Source organism: Patulibacter minatonensis DSM 18081 (genome assembly GCF_000519325.1).
GTDB lineage: Bacteria > Actinomycetota > Thermoleophilia > Solirubrobacterales > Solirubrobacteraceae > Patulibacter > Patulibacter minatonensis.
On record NZ_KI912613.1, the window covers coordinates 4,624,761 to 4,644,110 of the forward strand.

General features: G+C 73.9%; 20 protein-coding genes. All 20 read right to left on the bottom strand.

The features are described from left to right. Window positions 1-14: 14 nt before the first annotated feature. Window positions 15-1,358, bottom strand: a complete 1,344-nt coding sequence (locus tag PATMI_RS0121835) for an AAA family ATPase (protein WP_026912448.1) — start codon at window positions 1,356-1,358, stop codon at window positions 15-17. Between the two features lie 47 nt (window positions 1,359-1,405). Then, window positions 1,406-2,095, bottom strand: coding sequence for a ribonuclease III family protein (locus PATMI_RS0121840; RefSeq protein WP_026912449.1), 690 nt, complete (start codon window positions 2,093-2,095; stop codon window positions 1,406-1,408). 6 nt (window positions 2,096-2,101) lie between these two features. Further along, on the bottom strand, window positions 2,102-2,353 hold the full coding sequence (locus PATMI_RS0121845) for an acyl carrier protein (RefSeq protein WP_026912450.1): 252 nt from the start codon (window positions 2,351-2,353) through the stop codon (window positions 2,102-2,104). A 12-nt stretch (window positions 2,354-2,365) separates the two neighbouring features. Further along, window positions 2,366-3,481, bottom strand: coding sequence for a phosphate acyltransferase (locus tag PATMI_RS32305; RefSeq protein WP_084270152.1), 1,116 nt, complete (start codon window positions 3,479-3,481; stop codon window positions 2,366-2,368). 37 nt (window positions 3,482-3,518) lie between these two features. Further along, window positions 3,519-3,710 carry a 50S ribosomal protein L32 gene (gene rpmF, locus PATMI_RS0121855; RefSeq protein ID WP_026912451.1) on the bottom strand — a complete coding sequence of 64 codons (192 nt, stop codon included), beginning with the start codon at window positions 3,708-3,710 and terminating at the stop codon, window positions 3,519-3,521. A gap of 125 nt (window positions 3,711-3,835) precedes the next feature. Further along, complete coding sequence (locus tag PATMI_RS0121860; RefSeq protein WP_026912452.1) at window positions 3,836-4,381, bottom strand: YceD family protein; 546 nt, start codon at window positions 4,379-4,381, stop codon at window positions 3,836-3,838. A 49-nt stretch (window positions 4,382-4,430) separates the two neighbouring features. Beyond that, window positions 4,431-5,639 carry a polysaccharide deacetylase family protein gene (locus tag PATMI_RS35280; RefSeq protein WP_157260918.1) on the bottom strand — a complete coding sequence of 403 codons (1,209 nt, stop codon included), beginning with the start codon at window positions 5,637-5,639 and terminating at the stop codon, window positions 4,431-4,433. Between the two features lie 101 nt (window positions 5,640-5,740). Then, a complete protein-coding gene (locus PATMI_RS0121870; protein ID WP_026912453.1) occupies window positions 5,741-7,393 on the bottom strand; it encodes an AMP-binding protein in 1,653 nt (550 codons plus the stop codon). Between the two features lie 155 nt (window positions 7,394-7,548). Continuing rightward, window positions 7,549-8,022, bottom strand: coding sequence for an ATPase (locus PATMI_RS0121875; RefSeq protein WP_026912454.1), 474 nt, complete (start codon window positions 8,020-8,022; stop codon window positions 7,549-7,551). A 198-nt stretch (window positions 8,023-8,220) separates the two neighbouring features. Next, complete coding sequence (coaD, locus tag PATMI_RS0121880; protein WP_026912455.1) at window positions 8,221-8,748, bottom strand: pantetheine-phosphate adenylyltransferase; 528 nt, start codon at window positions 8,746-8,748, stop codon at window positions 8,221-8,223. Beyond that, on the bottom strand, window positions 8,745-9,284 hold the full coding sequence (gene rsmD, locus PATMI_RS0121885; RefSeq protein ID WP_026912456.1) for a 16S rRNA (guanine(966)-N(2))-methyltransferase RsmD: 540 nt from the start codon (window positions 9,282-9,284) through the stop codon (window positions 8,745-8,747). Before rsmD ends, coaD begins: the two co-directional genes overlap by 4 nt. Beyond that, window positions 9,281-11,515 (bottom strand): ATP-dependent DNA helicase RecG, encoded by a 2,235-nt coding sequence (locus PATMI_RS32315; RefSeq protein ID WP_084270153.1) that lies wholly within the window; start codon window positions 11,513-11,515, stop codon window positions 9,281-9,283. The genes rsmD and PATMI_RS32315 overlap by 4 nt, the downstream gene beginning before the upstream one ends. A 47-nt stretch (window positions 11,516-11,562) precedes the next feature. Next, the gene (locus PATMI_RS32320) at window positions 11,563-13,254 is read right to left on the bottom strand and encodes a DAK2 domain-containing protein (protein ID WP_051472137.1); all 1,692 of its coding nucleotides are present in this window, start codon (window positions 13,252-13,254) and stop codon (window positions 11,563-11,565) included. A gap of 43 nt (window positions 13,255-13,297) precedes the next feature. Then, window positions 13,298-13,489 carry a 50S ribosomal protein L28 gene (gene rpmB, locus PATMI_RS0121900; RefSeq protein ID WP_026912457.1) on the bottom strand — a complete coding sequence of 64 codons (192 nt, stop codon included), beginning with the start codon at window positions 13,487-13,489 and terminating at the stop codon, window positions 13,298-13,300. 57 nt (window positions 13,490-13,546) lie between these two features. After that, on the bottom strand, window positions 13,547-13,885 hold the full coding sequence (locus tag PATMI_RS0121905) for a hypothetical protein (protein ID WP_026912458.1): 339 nt from the start codon (window positions 13,883-13,885) through the stop codon (window positions 13,547-13,549). A gap of 55 nt (window positions 13,886-13,940) precedes the next feature. Beyond that, window positions 13,941-14,396, bottom strand: a complete 456-nt coding sequence (gene ribH / locus PATMI_RS0121910) for a 6,7-dimethyl-8-ribityllumazine synthase (RefSeq protein ID WP_026912459.1) — start codon at window positions 14,394-14,396, stop codon at window positions 13,941-13,943. Continuing rightward, window positions 14,393-15,784 carry a bifunctional 3,4-dihydroxy-2-butanone-4-phosphate synthase/GTP cyclohydrolase II gene (locus PATMI_RS32325; RefSeq protein ID WP_051472138.1) on the bottom strand — a complete coding sequence of 464 codons (1,392 nt, stop codon included), beginning with the start codon at window positions 15,782-15,784 and terminating at the stop codon, window positions 14,393-14,395. Before PATMI_RS32325 ends, ribH begins: the two co-directional genes overlap by 4 nt. Continuing rightward, window positions 15,781-16,419: a riboflavin synthase gene (locus tag PATMI_RS0121920; RefSeq protein WP_026912460.1), complete on the bottom strand. Its 639-nt coding sequence runs from the start codon at window positions 16,417-16,419 to the stop codon at window positions 15,781-15,783. The genes PATMI_RS32325 and PATMI_RS0121920 overlap by 4 nt, the downstream gene beginning before the upstream one ends. Before the next feature lie 4 nt (window positions 16,420-16,423). Continuing rightward, entirely contained in the window at window positions 16,424-17,548 is a 1,125-nt protein-coding gene (gene ribD / locus PATMI_RS0121925) for a bifunctional diaminohydroxyphosphoribosylaminopyrimidine deaminase/5-amino-6-(5-phosphoribosylamino)uracil reductase RibD (protein ID WP_026912461.1), read from the bottom strand. Window positions 17,549-17,630: 82 nt separating this feature from the next. Beyond that, complete coding sequence (locus PATMI_RS0121930) at window positions 17,631-19,346, bottom strand: ArnT family glycosyltransferase (RefSeq protein ID WP_026912462.1); 1,716 nt, start codon at window positions 19,344-19,346, stop codon at window positions 17,631-17,633. Between the last annotated feature and the right edge of the window lie 4 nt (window positions 19,347-19,350).

The following is a 19,350-nucleotide window of genomic DNA, read 5'->3' on the forward strand; positions in this document are numbered from 1 at the left end:
GGCGTCGCGGGCCCTTACGCGCCGCCGGCGACCCCGCCGGCCCCGCGGAGGAACTGGTTGGCGGCGGCGAGCTGCGAGCCGATCGCGGCGGCGTCGCGGCGCGCCTGCTCGACGGCCTGCTCGAGCTCGCGGCGGCGCTCGCGGACGGCCTCGGCGCGGTCCTCGGCGGCGCGGCCCTGCGCGCGGACCTCCTCGGCGGCGGCCTGCGCGCTGGCGACCCCGCCCTCGGCGGCGACCCGGGCCTGCTCGAGCACCGCGACCTCGCGCTCGAGGGTCTCCTGCCGCTCGCGGTCCAGGCGCTCGAGCTCCTCCTCGAGCGCGGCGATGCGGGACGCGCCGACCTCGTCGGGCCGGTCGTGCGCCGCGGCGGCCGCGAGCTCGGCCAGCGACTCGCGCCGGCGCTCGATCCGCTCCTCGAGCGCCTGGCGACGGTCGGCGACGCGCTCGACGCGGCCCTCGACGCGGTCGGCCGACGACTGCACGCGACGGGCGCGCGAGGCCAGCCGGTCGCGCCGATGGGCCTGCTGCTGCAGGGCCTCCTCGGCCTCGCGACGCTCCGCCACGACGGCGTCGAGCTGCCCCTGGAGCTCGTCGCGCTCGGCCTTCGCGGCGGTCGTCTCGGCCTCCGCGGTCGCGAGCTGCGCGCGACGGGCGCGAAGGCCGTCGCGGACGAGCTCCCAGCGGGCCTCGACCGTCTGACGCTCCAGGCGCTCGTGGAGCTCGGCGGCCTCGGCCTGGCGCTTCAGCGGCCCGAGCTGCTTGCGGGCCTCCTGCTCGACGAGCAGCGCCTGGTCGAGGTTCTGGCGCGTGCGCTCGAGCTTCAGCTGCGCGCGGCGGCGGCGCTTGCGGTGCTTGCCGAGACCAGCGGCCTCCTCGATCAGGAGCCGGCGGTCCTTCGGCTTCGACGTGACGATGCCCTCGACGCGCCCCTGCGAGATGACCGAGTGGGCCTCCTTGCCCAGGCCGGTGTCGGAGAGGACCTCCTGCACGTCGGTCAGGCGGCACGACGCGCCGTTGAGCCGGTAGCCGCCGCCACCGGTGCGGTCGAGGCGCCGGACGACGGAGATCTCCGCCACCGGCAGGTCGACGGTGCCGTCGCTGTTGTCGAGGACGAGTTCGACCTCCGCGGCGTCGCGCGCCTGGACGCCCCGGCCGCCGCCGAAGATCACGTCCTGCATCGACTGCCCGCGGATCGCCAGTGGGCGCTGCTCGCCGAGGGCCCAGAGGATCGCGTCGGTGACGTTGCTCTTGCCCGACCCGTTCGGGCCGACGACGACGGACACGCCCGGATCGAACTCCAGGCGCGTGCGGTCCGGGAAGGACTTGAAGCCCTTGAGGGTGACCGACTTCAGGTGCACGGGTCAGCCACCGGACCCTGGATGCGTTGCGGCGAGACGGCGCACGGCTACGGCTCGACGGTCGCGAGCGCCTCCCGCGCGGCCTCCTGCTCGGCCAGCTTCTTCGAGCGGCCGCGGCCGGATCCGACGACCGTGTCCTCGACGACCGCCTCCACGACGAACGTGCGGTCGTGCGGCGACCCGATCTCGTCGATGACCCGGTAGGCGACCGTCGACCCGCGCGCCATCAGGCGCTCCTGCAGCCGGCTCTTGTGGTCGGCCGGGTGGTCCAGGGCGTCCTCGAGCTCCGGCGAGAACGCGGCGACGACGGCCTCGGCCGTCCGCGTGTAGCCGAACTCGAGGTAGCAGGCCCCGATGATGGCCTCGCACACGGAGGCGAGCACGCGCTCGGTGCGCGTCAGGTCGGCGACGCGCCGCCGCAGGTTGTCCGGGGCGACCTCGGCCATCCGGCGCGGGACCTCCAGCCGCTCGGCGACCCGGCGGCACGGCGCCGCGGAGACGGTGCCGGCCCGGACCTCGGTCAGCCGGCCGGCGCCGAAGCGCTCGGCCTCCAGCGTGCGGAACAGGTGCGTCGAGACGGCGAGCTCGAGGACGCTGTCGCCGAGGAACGCCAGGCGCTCGTAGGAGTCCGAGCGCCGCGAGGTCCACGACGAGTGGCTGAGGACCGGTCGGCGCGCGGACTCGGGCAGGCCGTCGAGCAGCTCGCGCAGCGGCCGTGTGGAGACGTCGTCCTGCACCCGGCCCTAGGCGCCTGCGGGCAGGTGGCGCAGGACCGCGTCGGCGGCCTCGCCGACCGTCGTGATCTTCGCGGCCTCGTCATCGGGCAGCGTGACGCCGTGGCTGTCGTCGAGCTCCTGCACCAGCGTGAAGAGGTCGAGGGAGTCGGCCTCGAGGTCCTCGCGCAGGCGCGTGGACTCCGTGATGCGGGCCGGGTCCACCTCGAGCTCGTCGGCCAGGTGGGAGCGCACGATGTCGAGTACCTCGTCGCGGGTCATGGCCCCGGAACGCTACCCGCTCGGGCGGTCGGTGCCCGATGCGGCGTCGGCGGCCGCGAGCACGGCACCGGTCGTCGCGGCGGCCCCGTCGGCCGGTACGCCCGCCGCGGCGGGCGGACGCCGCAGGGCGCCGGCGTCCTCGAGGTCCTGGTGCAGGAGGTCCGTGATGCGGCGCTCGTGCCCCTGTGCGGCGAGCACGATCGCCCGGGCGAAGCCCTCGCGGGTGAAGCGGCCGTGCGGCACCACGCCGAGCGAGCGGAGGCCGAGCAGGTAGGCGCCGCCGGGCCCCTCCGGGTCGATCGACGCCTTGAAGCGGTTCAGCGCGGGCTTCAGCAGCAGGCCACCGAGCATCGCCATCGGGTTGGACGTCGCGGCCTGGCGGACGCCGGAGACGACGGTCTGCGACACGCCCTCCATGAGCTTCAGGGCGATGTTGCCCGTGAAGCCGTCGGTCACGACGACGTCGGCCGCGCCGGCCGCCACGACGTTGCCCTCGACGTTGCCGACCCACTCGATCTGCGGGTGGTCCGCGAGGCGCTCGCTGAGCAGGCGGTGGACCTCGACCACGTCGGGCGTGCCCTTCGTGGACTCCTCGCCGTTGGAGAGCAGCGCGACGCGCGGGCGCTCCACGCCGAGGACGGTGCGGGCCAGGGCGGCGCCCATGAACCCGAACTGGACGAGGTGGTCGGGGCGGGCCTCGACGTTCGCGCCGACGTCGACGAGCGTGACCGGGTCGCCGAGCGTCGGGATCGGCAGCGCGAGCGCGGGCCGGTGGATGCCGCGGGCGCGGCGCACGTGCATGAGCCCCGCGGCGAGCGCGGGACCGGTGGCGCCGGCGACGACGAACGCGTCGGAGCCGCCGGAGGAGACGTCGCGGATCGCCCGGACGATCGAGGCCTCCGGGTGCGAGCGGACCGCGACGGCCGGGTCCGGCGCCTTGGCGATGGACAGCGGAGCGTCGACGACCTCGATGCCGGGGACGCCGTCGACGACGGCGAGCAGCTCGGCGGACGGGCCGAACAGCCGGATCCGGAGATCGGCGCGCGAGGCGGCGAGCTTCGCCCCCTCGGCGACCTCGGCCGGACCGAGGTCGGCACCGGTCGTGTCGACCGCGACGGTGACCGTCATGACTGAGGATCGCGACCGGTGACCGGCCGCGAGCGTCCTAGAAGTCGAGCGAGCTCTTCGGCGCGACGACGACGCGGCCGTCGTAGTAGCCGCAGGTGCCGCACACGCGGTGCGGGATGCGGGGGCTGTGGCACTGCGGGCACTCGTTGACCGTCGGGCGCGCGGCCTTGTGGTTCGCACGGCGCTTGGCGGTACGGGCGTGAGACTGCTTCTGCTTCGGTACGGCCATAAGACGGGCAAGGATAGGGAATCGCCCGCCCCCGCGTCGCCTGCCTCCGAGGGCCGATCCGGCCCCCGGGTGCCCGGGGCCCCGCCGTGGTCCGACGGGCCCGGACCTGCGATGCCCGGCCGCGCCTAGGGCCCCTGGACGATGTTGCCGTCCTCGTCGAAGCGGATCCCCGCCAGGGCGGCCATGCGCGGATCCGGCTTCGGGTCGTGGTGGTGCGTGGGGTCGTCGTTCAGCTCGGCGCCGCACTCCGGGCAGAGGCCCTTGCAGTCCTCGCGGCAGAGCACGCGGACCGGCAGCGAGAACACGAACGAGTCGTTCGCCCAGCGGTGGAGGTCGAGCTCGTCGCCCTTCACGTAGTCGCTGTCGAACTGCTCCTCCGGATCGCGCTTCTTCTGCTCGAGCTCGCGCACGTCGACGCCGACCTCGCTCTTCGTCGGCAGCAGGCAGCGCATGCACGGCCCCGCGATCGTGGTGTCGAAGCGCAGCTGCAGGGCGTACCCGCCGCCGAGCATCCGCGAGATGTCGAGGCGGACCTCCTGCGTCTCGGGGTCGGGCGCGTAGCCCTGCTCGCTCAGCCGCACCGCGTCGAGGACGACGGGCAGGTCGAGCCGCCGGCCCTCGCCGGGGCTCATGCGCAGCCCGGAGAGGTCGATCAGGTCCGTGGGCTCCATGGACCTACGGTACCCCTCCCGGGCGACGCCCCGGCGGACCGTCGCCCGGTCAGCGGTACTGCCAGCGCGGCTTGAGTCCGAGCAGCTCCGGGACCGTCACGAGCTTCATGCCCCGGGCGCGGAGGTGCTTCACGATCGACGGGATCGCGGCCAGGGTGCCACCACGGGGCCCGCCGCCGTCGTGCATCAGCACGATCCCTCCGGCCGGGGCCCCACCCGCGCGGGACGCCACGGCCGCGGTGCCCGGCAGCTTCCAGTCGTTCGTGTCGACGGTCCAGAGCACGTCGATCATCCCCAACGACGACAGCTGCCCGTCGAGGGTCCCGCCCCGCGCGCCGCCCGGCGGGCGGAACAGGCAGGGCCGGAAGCCGACGGCGCGCTCGATGGCGTCGTTGGCGGAGGTGATCTGCCCCATGCCGCCGCCGGCGACCGTGGCGTGGCTCCACGTGTGGTTGCCGAGGGCGTGGCCCTCGCGGACCATGCGCCGCAGGAGGTCCGCCTTCGCCCCGACCTGCTGCCCGATCATGAAGAACGTGGCCGGGACGTCGAGCCGCTTCAGCGTGTCGAGGAACTGCGAGGTCAGCGTCCAGGGGCCGTCGTCGAACGTCAGCGCGACCTCCTTGCGGGCCGGGCCGCGGGTGACGAGCGTCGGGCCCGACGCGACGCAGCCCGCCTGGACCGCCCTACGGACGACGTAGCCCTGCGACCCGGTCGCCGGGGCGCGGTCGGCGCACGGGCGCCCCTCGGGGCAATTCGTGCTGCCCTCCCAGCCGGTCGTCGCGTACCAGCGGACCGGACCCGTGGCACGGCCGACGAGGTCCTTCGGCAGGCCCCGCACCCGCAGCGACCGGCCGTCCTCGCGGGACACCGTCGCGTCGGTGGCGTGCCACCCCGTCGGCAGGCCGTCCGCCCCGATCCCCGTGCTGCGGAGCGTGAGCGCCGAGCCCCGTCGCACGACACACGCCCGGTGGGCCTCGCGGCCGTGCCGGGAGACCGACAGGCAGATGCGGCGGCCGGCGCCGCCCTGGAGCCGCGCGGACTCCCAGGGCCCCCGGGTCCCGAGGTCCCAGGTGAGGTCCTGCCCGTCCTGCACGAGCGACGTCGTCCGGACGTCGACCGGGCCGGGGTCGCGGCCGTCGGTGACCGTCGCCGCCGGTGAGGGCGTCGACCGTTGCGCGGCCGCCGAGCCGGCGGCCGGGACCGCGAGTCCTGCCGCACCGATCGCCACGAGCACCGTCGTCGTACACCACACACGCATCGGCGGATCGTAGAACCGGACGGCGAGCGTCCGGGCGCCTGAAACCGATCTGGCGCGAACCTGGCGCGGCCCCGCTCGCGGGCGTGGCGGGACGCCGCGTCTCAGGCCGGCCGCAGCTCCCGCTTGAGCACCTTGCCCGTCGCGTTGCGCGGCAGCTCGGCGATGAACTCGACGTCGCGCGGCACCTTGAAGCCGGCGAGGTTCTCCTTCACCCGCGCCTTCAGGGTCTCGACGGGGAGCTCGGCGCCGTCGTCGAGGACGACCACGGCGCGGAGGACCTCGCCCCAGCGCTCGTCGGGCACGCCGAAGACCGTGACCTCCTTGACCTCCGGCATGTCGGCGATCAGATCCTCGACCTCCCGCGGGAAGACGTTCTCGCCGCCCGAGACGATCATGTCGTCGTCGCGGCCGTCGACGAACAGGCGGCCCTCGGCGTCGAAGTGCCCGACGTCGCCGGAGGACAGGAGCCCGTCGATGACGTCCTTGCCCCCGCCCCCGGTGTAGCCGTCGAACTTCATGTCGTTGCCGACGAAGATCCGGCCGACGGCACCGGGCTCGGTCAGCTCACGCTCGTGCTCGTCGTAGATGCGGACGGCCGTGCCGCGGGGCGCCTTGCCGGCGGTCCCGGGTGCGGCCCGGAGGTCCTCCGGGGTGGCGATCGTCGCCCAGCCGACCTCGGTGGAGCCGTAGAGGTTGTAGAGGACGTCGCCGAGCCGGTCCATCGCGCGGATCGCGAGCTCGCCGGGGAGCGCGGACCCGGAGAGCGCGACGATCCGCAGGCTCGAGAGGTCGTGCTTCGCCAGGGTCTCATAGGGCAGCTCGAGGATCCGCTGCAGCATCACGGGGACGACCGGCAGGACCTGGCACCGGTGCTCCGCGATCGCCGCGAGGGTGCCCTCGGGCGAGAACTTCCGCTGCATCACGAGCGTCGAGCCGAGCGCGAAGCCCATCGTGAAGTGCAGGTAGCCCCACGAGTGGAACATCGGGGCGGCGAGCATCGTGCGCTCCTCCGAGCGCAGCGGCATGCGCGAGAGGATCTGCGCGGCGGGCCCGAGCCCCTTGGGCTGCTGCCGGGCCGCGCCCTTCGGGGTGCCGGTGGTGCCGGAGGTGAGGATCACCATGCGGCCCATCTCGGCGGGGGCCCTGAGCGCCGAGCGGTCGCCCCGGCCGATCAGGCCCTCGGCCGTCGCGACGTCGCCGCCCGGCGCGGGCAGCGCGGGATCGGTCCAGACGACCTGCTTCAGCGTGCCGGACGGGTCGCCGTCGCCGGTGACGAGCTCGCGGAACTCCTGGTCGTAGACGGCGACGACCGGCTTCTCGCGGGCCAGGACGTCCCGGAGCTGCGGGCCGCTGAACATCGTGTTGAGCAGCAGCTGATGGACGCCGAGCTTGCTCGCGGCGACGATCGTCTCCACGAAGCCGCGGTGATTGCGGCACATGATCGCCAGGGCGTCGCCCTCGCGGACCCCCATCGCCCGCAGCTCGTGGGCCAGCGCGTTGCTGCGCTCGTGGACCTCGCCGAACGTCAACGAGCCGTGGTCGTCGATGATCGCCGTGTGATGGGGACGCCGGGCGGCGTTCATCGTGAAGCCCGCGGCGGGCGTCGGCCCGAACTCGTGCAGGCCCTTCAGGACGCCGGCGACGACGCTCGGGCGCATCGGCCCGACGACGCCGGCCGCGACGAGCTGCCGCAGCAGGAACGTCGTGTCCCCCGCGGCGGTCGTGACCTTCTCGAGCGGTGCGGCCAGCGGCATGGGCGCGAATGCTACCGCGGGTACGACGGACGTGACGGTGGTGTCCCCGACCGCGGCCGTCGACGGCCGCGGGCGGGTCCTCCGGGTGCGCCGAGCCTCGTCGCGGTCCGGCGCGGCCCTGCCCGAGACGCTCGGGGCGGGGCCCGGCCCGCGCTCTACCTCTCGGCGCCCTCGAGCTCGGCGTCGTCCTTGCCCTGCAGGCGCTCGCGCCCGCGGCGGACGGCCGCGATGAACTTCATGAGGTTGACCTCGAGCGTGTTCAGGATCTCGTCGGCGTAGTCCTCGGCGCCGAGACGGATCTCGCGCTCGCGGGCCCGCGCCTCGTCGATGATGTCGTCGGCCTCGCGCTCGGAGAGCTTGACGATCTCGGTCTCGGACACGAGCTCGACCTGCTGCTCCTTGCCCTCCTTGATGATCCGCTCGGCCTCGCGCTTGGCCTCGGCGAGCATCTCCTGACGCTCCTTCACGATCCAGCGCGCCTGCTTGATCTCTTCCGGGATCGTCGCGCGCATCTGGTCGAGGATGTCGAAGATCTCCTCGCGGTCAACGCGAACCTGGTCCGTGAGCGGGACCTGCTTCGCGTTGTGTACGAGGTCGTCGAGTTTGTCGATGAGGACCAGAACGTCCATGGCACACTTCCGATTCGCGGTGGTCCGGAAAAGTCCTTCTTTTCCGGATGGATCCGCGTTGGGCGGAACGTCAGAGGGATTGGCTGACCGCCCGACATATCCTGCCGGATCGGCTCCACAACACCAACGTCGGGGCCCTCAGCGTGCAAGATCGCGCCCACGGGGGCGCGGCGGGGGCCGCCGGAGCGGCCCGCGAGGTCAGTCCGCGGCCGCGCGCTGGGCGGCGACGCGCTCGCCCAGGAGCTTCGCCACGGGCGCGGGGACCAGCTCGTCGATCTGGCCGTCGAAGCGCGCGAGCTCCTTCACCCAGCTCGACGACAGGAACGCGTAGCGCGGCGACGCCATCACGAAGATCGACTCGATCTCCGGGGCCTGCTGGCGGTTGAGGTGCCCCATCTCCATCTCGTACTCGAAGTCGGAGATCTGGCGCAGGCCCTTGACGATCGCCTGGGCGCCGATGCGGCGGGCGTAGGCGACGACGAGCTCGTAGAACGGGTCGACGCGGACGTTCGTGACGCCGGCCTCGGCGAGCGCGTCCTGGATGAACCCGATCCGCTCGTCGATGGTGAACATGGCGGTGCTCTTGCGCACCGACTGGTTCACGACCGCCACGACGACCTCGTCGAACAGGCCGGCGGCCCGCTTGATGATGTCGAGGTGGCCGTTGGTGACCGGGTCGTAGCTCCCCGGGACGACGGCGATTCGGTGGTCGGTGTCTGGGCTCATGGGCGATGGATGCGGATCAGGGTGTCCCCGTAGCGGCGCTCGTCGGCTCCGCCCAGGTCGAGGTGCATCGGGGAGCGACGGTCGGATTCCGTCACCACCGTGGCGCCCTCGCGCAGCAGCGGCCGCAGAGCCGTGTCGAGCACGGGAGCGATCCCGGACGCGTCGCGGTACGGCGGGTCGAGCAGGACGAGATCGTATGCCTCGCCGCGCGCGCCTGCATCCCGGAGGGCCCGGCGGTAGTCGCCGCGCACCACGAGCGCCTCGTCCTGATCGAGTCCGAAGGCGTCGATGTTGGCGCCCAGGGCGTCGAGCGCCCGGCGGTCGCGCTCGACGAACGTGGCGTGCGCGGCGCCCCGCGAGAGCGCCTCGAGCCCGAGCGCCCCGGTGCCCGCGAACAGGTCGAGCACGCGCGCGCCGTGGAGCGGACCGAGGATCGAGAACAGCGACTCCCGGACGCGGTCGCCCGTCGGACGGGTGTCCAGCCCCGGCGGGGCCGTGAGCCGTCGTCCGCCGAAGCGTCCCGCGACGATCCTCACGCCGGGATCGCCTCCTCCGCGTCCGCCTCGGCGGCGCGGGCCTCGACGGCGTCCTTCAGCCCGACGTGGATCGGGTCCTCGAGCTCGGGGTCGACGCGGTGGAGCTCCTCGGCGACGTCGCGGGCCCGCAGCAGCAGGTCGGCGTCGTCGGGCAGGCGCGCGGTCCGGTAGCGGGCGATGCCGGACTGCCGGGTGCCCAGCAGCTCGCCCTCCCCGCGGAGCTGGAGGTCGACCTCGGACAGCGCGAAGCCGTCGGTGTGGCTGGCGAGCGCGCGGAGGCGGGCGGTGGACTTCGGGCCGAACAGCAGGCAGGCGGAGGCGTTGCCGCCCCGGCCGACGCGGCCGCGGAGCTGGTGGAGCTGGGAGATCCCGAACCGCTCGGCGTTCTCGATCAGCATCACGGTCGCGTTGGGCACGTCGATGCCGACCTCGATGACGGTGGTGGCGACGAGGACGTCGGCGGTGCCGGCGGCGAAGCGCTCCATCACGGCCTGCTTCTCCGCCGGCCGCATCTGGCCGTGGAGGAGCTCGACCCGGAGCTCCTTCAGCTCGCCGGTGGAGAGCCGCTCGTGCTCGGCGACGGCCGACCGCGCATCGACGGCCTCGGAGGTGTCGACCAGCGGACAGACGACGAACGCCTGGCGCCCCTTGCCGACCTCCTCCCGGATCCGCTCGTACGCCCGGGCGCGTTCGCGGTCGCTCGCGCAGACGTGGGTGGAGATCGGCTTGCGCCCGGCGGGGAGCTGCCGGAGCGCGACGACGTCGAGGTCGCCGTAGGCGAGGAGCGCCATCGTCCGCGGGATCGGCGTCGCGGTCATGTGGAGGACGTGCGGCGCCCGACCGTCGGGGGCCTTGCGGTCCAGGCGGCTGCGCTGCTGGACGCCGAAGCGGTGCTGCTCGTCGACCACGGCGACCGCGAGGGAGCGGAAGACGACGGGGTCCTCGATCAGCGCGTGCGTGCCGACGAGCAGCGGCAGCTCGCCGGACGCCAGGCGGGCGAGGAGGACCTTGCGGCGGGCCTGCGGCGTGGAGCCGGTGAGCAGCTCGACGGGCACCAGGACGTCGCCGAGCAGCTTCTGGAGGGTGCGGAAGTGCTGGTCGGCCAGGGTCTCGGTCGGCGCCATCAGCGCGGCCTGGTGGCCGGTCTCGACGGCACGGAGCATCGCGTGCAGCGCGACGACGGTCTTGCCGGAGCCGACCTCGCCCATCAGGAGGCGCTGGAGCGGCGTGTCCCCGGCCAGCCCGGCGGCGTTCGTGTCGACCGCCTTGACCTGGTCGTCCGTGAGCGCGAACGGCAGGGCCTCGGCGACCCAGCGGTCCGTGAGGCCGGTCGGCCCGTCGAGCGGGACCGCGGGGCGGCTGCGGCCGTGGCGCCGCCGGCGGCGCAGGTACTCGAGCTGGCCGAGGAGGAGCTCGTCGAAGGCGAGGCGCCGCCGGCCGGCCTCGTGGTCGCCGAGGTGCGCGGCGTGCAGCGCGTCGACGCGGCCGGGGAGCCGGTGCCGGGCCCGCAGACGCCCGGGCAGCGGGTCGACGGCCTCGTGCAGCTCGTCCTGGAGCTCGCGGACGCGGGCCAGGATCTCGATCGAGGTGATGCCGTCGGTGGCGGGGTAGCGCGCCATCACGGCACCGTCGCCCTCGTCCGCGGGCGCGCCCTCCCCCGTGTCGACGGTCGTACCGCCGTCGGGGTCGTCCGGGAGGACGCCGGCGGAGAGCGGCGTCGGCTCGGGCAGCGGGTCGCTGCTCGGGGCGTGCGCGGCCACGGAGAACCGCCCGGGCCCCTTCGACGTGCCGCTGAGCAGGAGCTTCGTGCCGGGCGGGTAGCGCTCGACGAGCCACGGCTGGTTGAAGAACGCCACGCGCAGGACGCCGGTGCCGTCCGTGACGAGCGCCTCGACGAGCGGCCGCATCCCGCGCCGGCGGACGGGCCGGCTGGCGATCCGCTGGACCTGCACGAGCAGCGTGACGCGCTCGTCCTCGCGGACGCCCGCGATCGTGCCGACGCGCCCGGACTCGACGGGCAGGTGCGTCAGGAGCCCGCCGACGGTGTCGATCCCGATCGCGGCGGCGGCCTTCAGCGCCTTCTTGCCGCCGAAGCCGCTCGCGGCGTCCCAGCGGGACGGGCGCGGACGGCGGACCGGCGCGTGCAGCAGCGCGGCGACGTCCAGCGGGTCCCCCGTGGGGAACGCCGAGCCGGCGGGGCGCTCGCTGGGTTCTGCCTCGTCGGCCGGCACGGCGTCGGATCGTCGCGGACCGGCCGGACGTGGAGCCCCGGAAGGGCTCACCCGGTGGCGACGAGCCACCACCAGGCGGTCTGCCCGCCGGCCAGGAGCTCGGGCTCGCTGCCCTCGGGGGCGAGCCGGACGACGTCGTCGTCGGAGAGCGGCGCGCCCTCGCCCGACGCCAGGACGACGAACTCGCGGCCGTCGTCCGTCGTCCGCTCCAGCACGGTGCGCAGGACGTCCTCGGGGCGACCCCAGGCGACGAGCTCCTCGTCGACGTAGCCCAGGGCGTCACCGACGGCGAAGCGGCCGGACGGGTCCGGGCGGGCGGCGGGGGCGACGCCGCCGATCGTCAGCTCCGCGACCTCGGCCTCGATCGCGGCGGCGCTGTCCGCCGCGGGCTCGTCGTCGAGCGCGGCGGCGACGGCGGCGAGCCCGGCCTGCTGGGACCGCGTGGGGACGACGACGGTCGGCTTGCCGGCGAGCTCGGCGGCCCGGTCGGCGGCCATCCGGACGTTCGAGTTGTTCGGCAGCAGCACGACCTCGTCGGCCGGTGCGGCGTCGATCGCGGCCACGAGGTCCGCCGTCGACGGGTTCATCGTCGCGCCGCCGTCGACGACGATCGCGCCCTCGTCGGAGAACGCGCCGATCAGTCCGGCGCCGGAGACGACCGCGAGCACGGCGCTCGTCGTGCGCTCCCGCTCGACGGTGGCGGCGGCCAGGGCCTCCGCCGCAGCGACCGAGCGCCCGGTGCGGGCGGCGACCTGGGCGTCCATGTCGGCGACGTCGACACGGGAGACCTCGCCGGTGCCGTCGAACAGCGCCATCGCGGCGTCGGGATCGTCGGTGTGGACGTGGATCTTCAGCGTCTGCTCGTCGCCGACCACGACGATGATCGAGTCGCCCATGCGGGCCAGCTCGTTGCGCACGCGCCGCGCGTCGAGGTGCGGGCCGGTGACCGCGAAGTTCGTGCAGAAGCGGAACGTCTCGGAGGCGTGGCTCAGGCCCTCGAGGCGCGCGGCCGCGTAGTGCGGGATGTCGAAGTCCCCGCCGGGCTGGCCCTGGCGGAGGAAGCGGATGACACCCGCGAAGAGCACCAGCAGCCCGAAGCCGCCGGCGTCGACGACCCCGGCCTCCTTCAGCGCGGGGAGGAGCTCGGGCCCCTCGTCGAGCGCGCGGAGCCCGGCGGCGATCGCCTCGCCGATCACGATCGCCAGCGCGAACGACTGCTCCGCGTCGTCGGCGGGCGTGCCGAGCTGGCCGGGATCGAGCTGCGCGACCGCGTGCGACGCGGCGCCCGCCATCTCGCGGACGACCGTGAGGATCGTGCCCTCGACCGGCTGCCGGACGGAGTCGTAGCCGCGACGCGACGCGCCGGCGAGCGCGGCGGCCACCAACGGCGGGCGGATCAGCTCGCCGGGACGGGCGACGAGCTCCTCCGCGGCTCCGCGGATCAGCTGCGACAGGATGACGCCGCTGTTGCCGCGCGCACCGAGCAGCGCGGCGCGGGCGAGCCGCCGGACGAGCTCCTCGCGACCGCCGCCGACGTTGAGGGTGATGCCCTCCGCCAGGACGGCGTCGAGCTCCTCGACGACCGAGCGGAGGGTCAACGCCATGTTGTCCCCCGTGTCGCCGTCGGCGACCGGGAAGACGTTGAGGTCGTTGATCTCCTGCTTGCGCGACTCGACGTGGGCGGCCGCCGCCGCGACCAGGTCGCGGAAGCGGACGATGCTGGGATCGACCGGGGTCAACGGGTGATGGGGAACCGCCGGGCGCGGGGCGCCCGATGGATCGCTAGACGGCCTTCTGGACCTTGCCGGCCTTCAGGCACCGGGTGCACACGTACGCGCGCTGCGGGGCACCCTTCAGCACGATGCGCACCTTCTGCAGGTTCGGATCGAACCGCCGCTTCGTGGCGCGCATCGAGTGGCTCCGGCTCTGCCCGAACGCGGGGCCTTTTTCGCAAGAGATGCAAACCTTCGCCATAAGACGAGAGAGGGTAGCGCGGTGCGTCCTCCCCCCGTCGTGCGCCTCGGATCGGGGTCAGCGGCGCATCGGCTCGTTGACGCGGTCCGGCGCCGGGGCGGGCGTCGGCGGGTGCGACGGGCGCCTGGCCGGAGCGGGCGTGGCGTCCGCGAGGCGGCCGGGCTCGCGCAGGCGCACCGTGGACGGCTCGGCGGACGGCAGCGGGGGCTCTCCCCCACCGCCGCCGGTGCGCGGGCGCACCGGGACCGGGCGGGGCGTGCCGCCGTCGCCGTCGTCCTTGAACCAGCTGCGGAGCTCGCGGCGAGCGTCCTTGGGCATCAGGCGCCATCCGAAGAAGACCCCGGCGACGCCGTGCGGCAGGAAGATCGCGAGCAGCGCGACGGACTCGGTGTCCATCGACCCAGCGTAGCGCGCCGCCGCGGCGGGCCCGCGGACCGGGGCGCTGTCCGTCCTACGTCCCGGCGAGCTGCCGGCGGACGCCGACGAGCGCCAGGACGGCGTCGGCGGCGTGGCGGCCGGAGTCCCGGGTGTCGCCCCCGGAGCGCGCGAGCGCCTGCTCCATCGAGTCGACCGTGAGGACGCCGAAGGTGGCGGGGACGCCGGTGGTGATCTGCACCTGCTGCAGCCCGCGCGCGGCCTCGGCGCAGACGAAGTCGTAGTGGTCCGTCTCCCCGCGGATCACGGCGCCGAGGCAGGCGATGCCGCCGTAGCGGCCGGACTCCGCCAGGTACTTCGCGGCCAGCGGCAGCTCGAACGCCCCGGGGACCTCGAAGACGTCGACCGGGTCGGCCGGCTTTCCGGCCTCCTTCGCGGCCTCGGCGAACGACGCCTGGGCGCCGGTGATCAGCCGGTCGGCGAGCTCGCGGTAGAAGGTGGCCGCGACGATCGCGAAGCGCCCGTCGGTCATCGGACGATCCCGTCGTCGCCCGGGCCCTCGTGCATCCCGGCCGTGCCGTCCGCGGCGTGGTCCCGGATCTGTTCCTCCCGGAGCATCTCCTCGTCGAGCGGCAGCCCTTGGTGGTGGAGCGGGTGCTCGCTGGTCCCGACGCCGGCCGTCCCGTCCACCACGCCGCTCAGGATGTGGCCCATCCGGTCGCGCTTGGTGTGCATGTACGTCTCGTTGTGCTCGTTGGCGCGGTGCTCGATCGGCACCTGCTTGCTGACGGACAGCCCGTAGCCCTCGAGGCCGCGGATCTTCTTCGGGTTGTTCGTCATGATCGCGATCGACGAGAGCCCGAGGTCGACGAGGATCTGGGCGCCGATGCCGTAGTCCCGCAGGTCGGCGGGCAGGCCGAGCTTGAGGTTGGCGTCGACGGTGTCGTAGCCCTCCTCCTGCAGCTTGTAGGCGCGGAGCTTGTTCAGGAGGCCGATCCCGCGGCCCTCCTGGGCGAGGTAGAGCAGCACGCCCTGGCCCTGCTCCTCGATCGTCATCAGCGCCGACTCGAGCTGCTCGCCGCAGTCGCAGCGCATCGAGTGGAAGACGTCGCCCGTCAGGCACTCCGAGTGCACGCGGACGAGCACGTCCTCGCGGCCGGCGACGTCGCCCTTCACGAGCGCGACGTGGTGCTTGTCGTCGACCAGCGAGCGGTAGCCGACCGCGGTGAAGGTGCCGAACTGGGTCGGCAGGTTGATGTCCACGACGCGCTCGATGAGCACGTCGTTCTGCCGGCGGTAGGCGATCAGGTCGGCGACCGTGATCATCTTCAGGCCGTGCTTCTGCGCGTACGGCACGAGGTCGGCCACACGGGCCATCGTGCCGTCGTCGTTCATGATCTCGCAGATCACGCCGGACGGATGGAGCCCGGCGAGCCGCGCGAGATCGACGGACGCCTCGGTGTGCCCCGTGCGCTCGAGGACCCCGCCGCGACGGGCCTTCAGGGGGAAGACGTGGCCGGGCACGACGACGTCGCGCGGACCGGACCGCTCGTCGATCGCGACCTCGATGGTGCGGGCGCGGTCCTGGGCGCTGATGCCGGTCGTCACGCCCTCGCGCGCCTCGATGGAGACGGTGAACGCGGTCTCGAACTGCGCCTCGTTCTTCGCGGCCATCAGGTCGAGGCCGAGCTCCTCGCAGCGCTGCGGCGTCAGGGTCAGGCAGATCAGGCCGCGCGCCTCGCGGGCCATGAAGTTCACGACCTCCGCGTCGGCGTACTGCGCGGCGCAGACGAGGTCGCCCTCGCTCTCGCGGTCCTCGTCGTCGCAGACGATCACCATCTTCCCGAGACGGATGTCGGCGATCGCGTCCTCGACGGTGTCGAACGGGTGCCCGGTGGTGCGGGGGGCGGTGTCGCTCACGAGCGGTCCTTTGCGGAGAGCAGCTTCTCGACGTGCTTGGCCAGCACGTCGACCTCGAGGTTGACCGGGTCGCCGGGCCCGACGCCGCCGAGCGTGGTGCGCTCCAGCGTCTCGGGGATCAAGGAGACCTCGATGGCCTCCTCGTCGATCGACGACACCGTCAGCGAGACGCCGTCGATCGTGATCGAGCCCTTCTCGACGACGTAGCGCAGCAGCGCCGGGTCCTCCGGGGCGATCCGCACGATCCGGGCGAAGCCGTCGGGGCGGGTGCCGACGACCGAGCCGGTCGCGTCGACGTGCCCCTGGACGATGTGGCCGCCGAACCGGTCGCCGGCGGCCATGGCCAGCTCGAGGTTGACGCGGCCGCCGACCGTGGCGGCGCGCGACAGGCTCGTGCGCCGCAGGGACTCGTTCATGACGTCCGCTACGAAGCTCAGCGTCGTCGTGGACGTCCCGTCGGGGCCCGCGACCTCGGCCGACTCGCCGACGGCCGTGAGGCAGCAGCCGTTGACGGCGATCGAGTCGCCCGGGGAGAGCTCGCCCGCGAGGGCCGTCGACACGCGCAGCCGCACGCCGTCGTCCTGCTCGTCGACGGCCACGACCGTCCCGAGGTCCTGCACGATGCCGGTGAACACGGTCTCACCACTCCTTGAGGCGGGCGATGGTCAGGAGGTCGTCCCCCACCGTCCGCCGGGTCAGCTCCACGGGGCGGGCGGCGTCCGCGATCCGTTCGACGCCCTCGCCCCCGATCAGTCCTGGGGCCTGCTTGCCGCCGAGCAGGAGCGGGGCGACGAACATGCGCAGCTCGTCGATCTCCCCCGCGTCGAAGAACGCGCCGGCGAGGTGCGAGCCGCCCTCGAGCATCAGGGAGGTGACGCCGCGCTGGCCGAGCTCGGCCAGCGCCGAGCGGACGCGGGAGTGCTCGTTCTGTCCGGAGACGACGACGACCTCGACCCCGGAGGCCGTCAGCGCGTCGACGGCCGAGCGGGACGCGGCGCGGCTCGTGATCACGGTGACGGGGGCCTCGTCGACGGACGCCACGAGCCGGCCGTCGAGCGGCAGGCGGGCCTCCGAGTCGAAGACGACCCGGCGCGGCTGCTGCCCGGCGTCGGGGACGCGGGCCGTCAGCTGCGGGTCGTCGGCCAGCGCGGTGCCGATCCCGACGACCACCGCGTCGACCTCGGCCCGCCAGCCGTGGGTCAGCTCGCGCGACGGGCCCGACGAGATCCAGCGCGAGTCGCCCGAGTGGGTCGCCAGGCGCCCGTCGAGGCTCGTCGCCGTCTTCATCATCACCCACGGCAGCCCGGTGCGGGCGTGCTTGCGGAAGGCCTGGTTCTGCAGCCGCGCGCGGCGGCCGACGTCGGAGTCCGCGGCCGCGCTCGCGACCTCGACGCCCTCGTCGCGCAGGATCCCGAGGCCCCGGCCGGCGGCCTTGACCGACGGGTCGTCGGCCGCCACCACGACGCGACCGAGCCCGGCCGCGAGGATCGCGTCGGTGCACGGCGGGGTGCGGCCCTGATGGCAGCACGGCTCGAGCGAGACGTGGATCGTCGCGCCGGAGAGGTCCTCCCCCGCGCAGGCGGCGATCGCCGCGACCTCGGCGTGCGGACCACCGAGCTCGGCGTGCCAGCCCTCGCCGACCACCCGCCCGTCGCGGGAGACGACGGCGCCCACCAGTGGGTTCGGGCTCACGTGACGCCGGCCGCGCTCGGCGAGCTCCACCGCCCGCTCCAGCAGGGCCACGTCTCGGGCATCGATCGTCATCCGTGCTCCGGAGGATAGTGCTGCCGCTCCGGGTTCCCCTGTACGCCTGGGATGACGAGTCGGACCGCGGTCCGGCGACCGCTCAGGCGGATGCGCACTTGCCGCCGGTGAGCCGGTAGACCTTCATGATCGCCCCCGGGCGCTCGTACGCCCCCGGGTAGTAGTCGAACGACCAGTCGAAGTCGAACTTCACCGGGTCCGCGCCCTTCTTGTACGGCGAGGACTCGAAGACGAGCTTGCCGACCTTGTCGAGCTTCTCGTAGTACTGGATGGCCCGCGGGACCTCCTCGGGCTCCGCCTCGGCGCGCCCGCGCTGGGTGGACCCGGTGATCACCCAGCAGTAGCCGCCCGCGGTGTACCGCTCGATCAGGCGCGGGTCGAGCGACCGGACGTAGTTCTCGAGGAAGACGGAGACGCCGCCCTTGACGGGCTTCCCGGTCCGGAGGTCCCACGGCGAGCGGCTCGTCGGGTAACGCGACCAGCGCGTGCCGTCGTCCCGGGCGTTGACCGAGTCGAGGTCCGACAGCCAGCTCGCGGGGACGACCGGCTCGAGGACGATCTTCTCGTTCGCCCGGATGTTCTTGACCATCCAGTCGCGCGTCTCGTTGCGCGTGTCCTCCCGGGCCAGCACACGCGCGACGTGGACGCTCGAGAACAGCCCCTGACCGCACAGGACGAGGCCGACCACCACGAGGGCGGCCGGTTGCCAGCGCGGTCTGCGGAACTCGACGAGCTCGACCAGCCGGGTCCCCGCGTAGCCGGCCAGCAGCGCGAGCGCCGGGTAGACCGGGAGCAGCCAGCGGGCGAAGAAGCGCCCCTGGATGCTCATGAACAGCAGGAAGAAGACGACCGTCGGGACGAGCATGAACCAGACCCGGCGGTCGTCCCGCCAGAGCGGGAAGAGCGCGCCGACCGCGGCGACCGACGGGATGATCCCGAGCCCCCAGGTCAAGGTCCAGACGTAGAAGCCGACGCCGCCCCCACGGGTGGAGCCGAGCTTCGTCGTCGTCTCGCCGCCCGCCGCCGAGCTCTGGTGGGCGATGCCGAACCAGAAGTCGTCGAAGTTCAGGAGCGCGTAGGGGTTGGCGGCGACGAAGCCGACGGCGAAGGCCACGAACGCCAGCATCGTGCCGCGGACCGCCGGGACCCGTCCGTCGGGCTGCGCCGCCTGGATCACGGCGCCGATCAGCACGGGCAGGAGGACGATGCCGCCGGTGTACTTCAGCGCCGCGGCGAGCCCGACCGCCAGACCGGCGATCAGGTAGTCGCGGTCCCGTCCGTATCGCAGCACCCCCGCGGACGCCCAGAGCCCGAGGGCGACGGGGGCGACGGTGGGCGCGTCGTTCAGCGCGAGGTGCCCGTAGAAGACGGGGAGGAACGCGACCGAGAGCAGCCCGGCGGCGAAGATGCCCGTCCGCCGGTCGAGCAGCCGCACGCCGGCGAGGTAGACGAGCCAGACCGACGTGACGCCGATCAGCGCGGAGACGACGCGCCCGACGACGTAGACGCTGCCGGGGTCGTTCGCGAACGCCGACCAGACCGAGTCCGCTCCGCCGAACCGCAGGCGCAGTCCGATGTGCGTGGCGTAGGTGAACCCCGGCGGGTTGATGAAGTAGTGCGGGTCGAGGTCGCCCCGGAACATCCCGACCGCCTGGGGCAGGAAGTGCGAGCTCTCGTCGGCGTTGTACGCGTACGGCAGCCCCGACCGGATGCCCCACAGGCGCAGGACGAGCCCGGCGAGCACCAGCACGCCCACCGCGATGCCCCACCGCAGCCGATCGGGGGCCGGGAGCCTCATGCGC

Bases quoted from the DNA above. Each gene is read 5' to 3' on its own strand.
- PATMI_RS0121845 (WP_026912450.1), bottom strand. From the start codon at position 2,353: ATGACCCGCGACGAGGTACTCGACATCGTGCGCTCCCACCTGGCCGAC.
- PATMI_RS32305 (WP_084270152.1), bottom strand. From the start codon at position 3,481: ATGACGGTCACCGTCGCGGTCGACACGACCGGTGCCGACCTCGGTCCG.
- rpmF (WP_026912451.1), bottom strand. From the start codon at position 3,710: ATGGCCGTACCGAAGCAGAAGCAGTCTCACGCCCGTACCGCCAAGCGC.
- PATMI_RS0121860 (WP_026912452.1), bottom strand. From the start codon at position 4,381: ATGGAGCCCACGGACCTGATCGACCTCTCCGGGCTGCGCATGAGCCCC.
- PATMI_RS35280 (WP_157260918.1), bottom strand. From the start codon at position 5,639: ATGCGTGTGTGGTGTACGACGACGGTGCTCGTGGCGATCGGTGCGGCA.
- PATMI_RS0121870 (WP_026912453.1), bottom strand. From the start codon at position 7,393: ATGCCGCTGGCCGCACCGCTCGAGAAGGTCACGACCGCCGCGGGGGAC.
- PATMI_RS0121875 (WP_026912454.1), bottom strand. From the start codon at position 8,022: ATGGACGTTCTGGTCCTCATCGACAAACTCGACGACCTCGTACACAAC.
- coaD (WP_026912455.1), bottom strand. From the start codon at position 8,748: ATGAGCCCAGACACCGACCACCGAATCGCCGTCGTCCCGGGGAGCTAC.
- rpmB (WP_026912457.1), bottom strand. From the start codon at position 13,489: ATGGCGAAGGTTTGCATCTCTTGCGAAAAAGGCCCCGCGTTCGGGCAG.
- PATMI_RS0121905 (WP_026912458.1), bottom strand. From the start codon at position 13,885: ATGGACACCGAGTCCGTCGCGCTGCTCGCGATCTTCCTGCCGCACGGC.
- ribH (WP_026912459.1), bottom strand. From the start codon at position 14,396: ATGACCGACGGGCGCTTCGCGATCGTCGCGGCCACCTTCTACCGCGAG.
- ribD (WP_026912461.1), bottom strand. From the start codon at position 17,548: ATGACGATCGATGCCCGAGACGTGGCCCTGCTGGAGCGGGCGGTGGAG.
- PATMI_RS0121930 (WP_026912462.1), bottom strand. From the start codon at position 19,346: ATGAGGCTCCCGGCCCCCGATCGGCTGCGGTGGGGCATCGCGGTGGGC.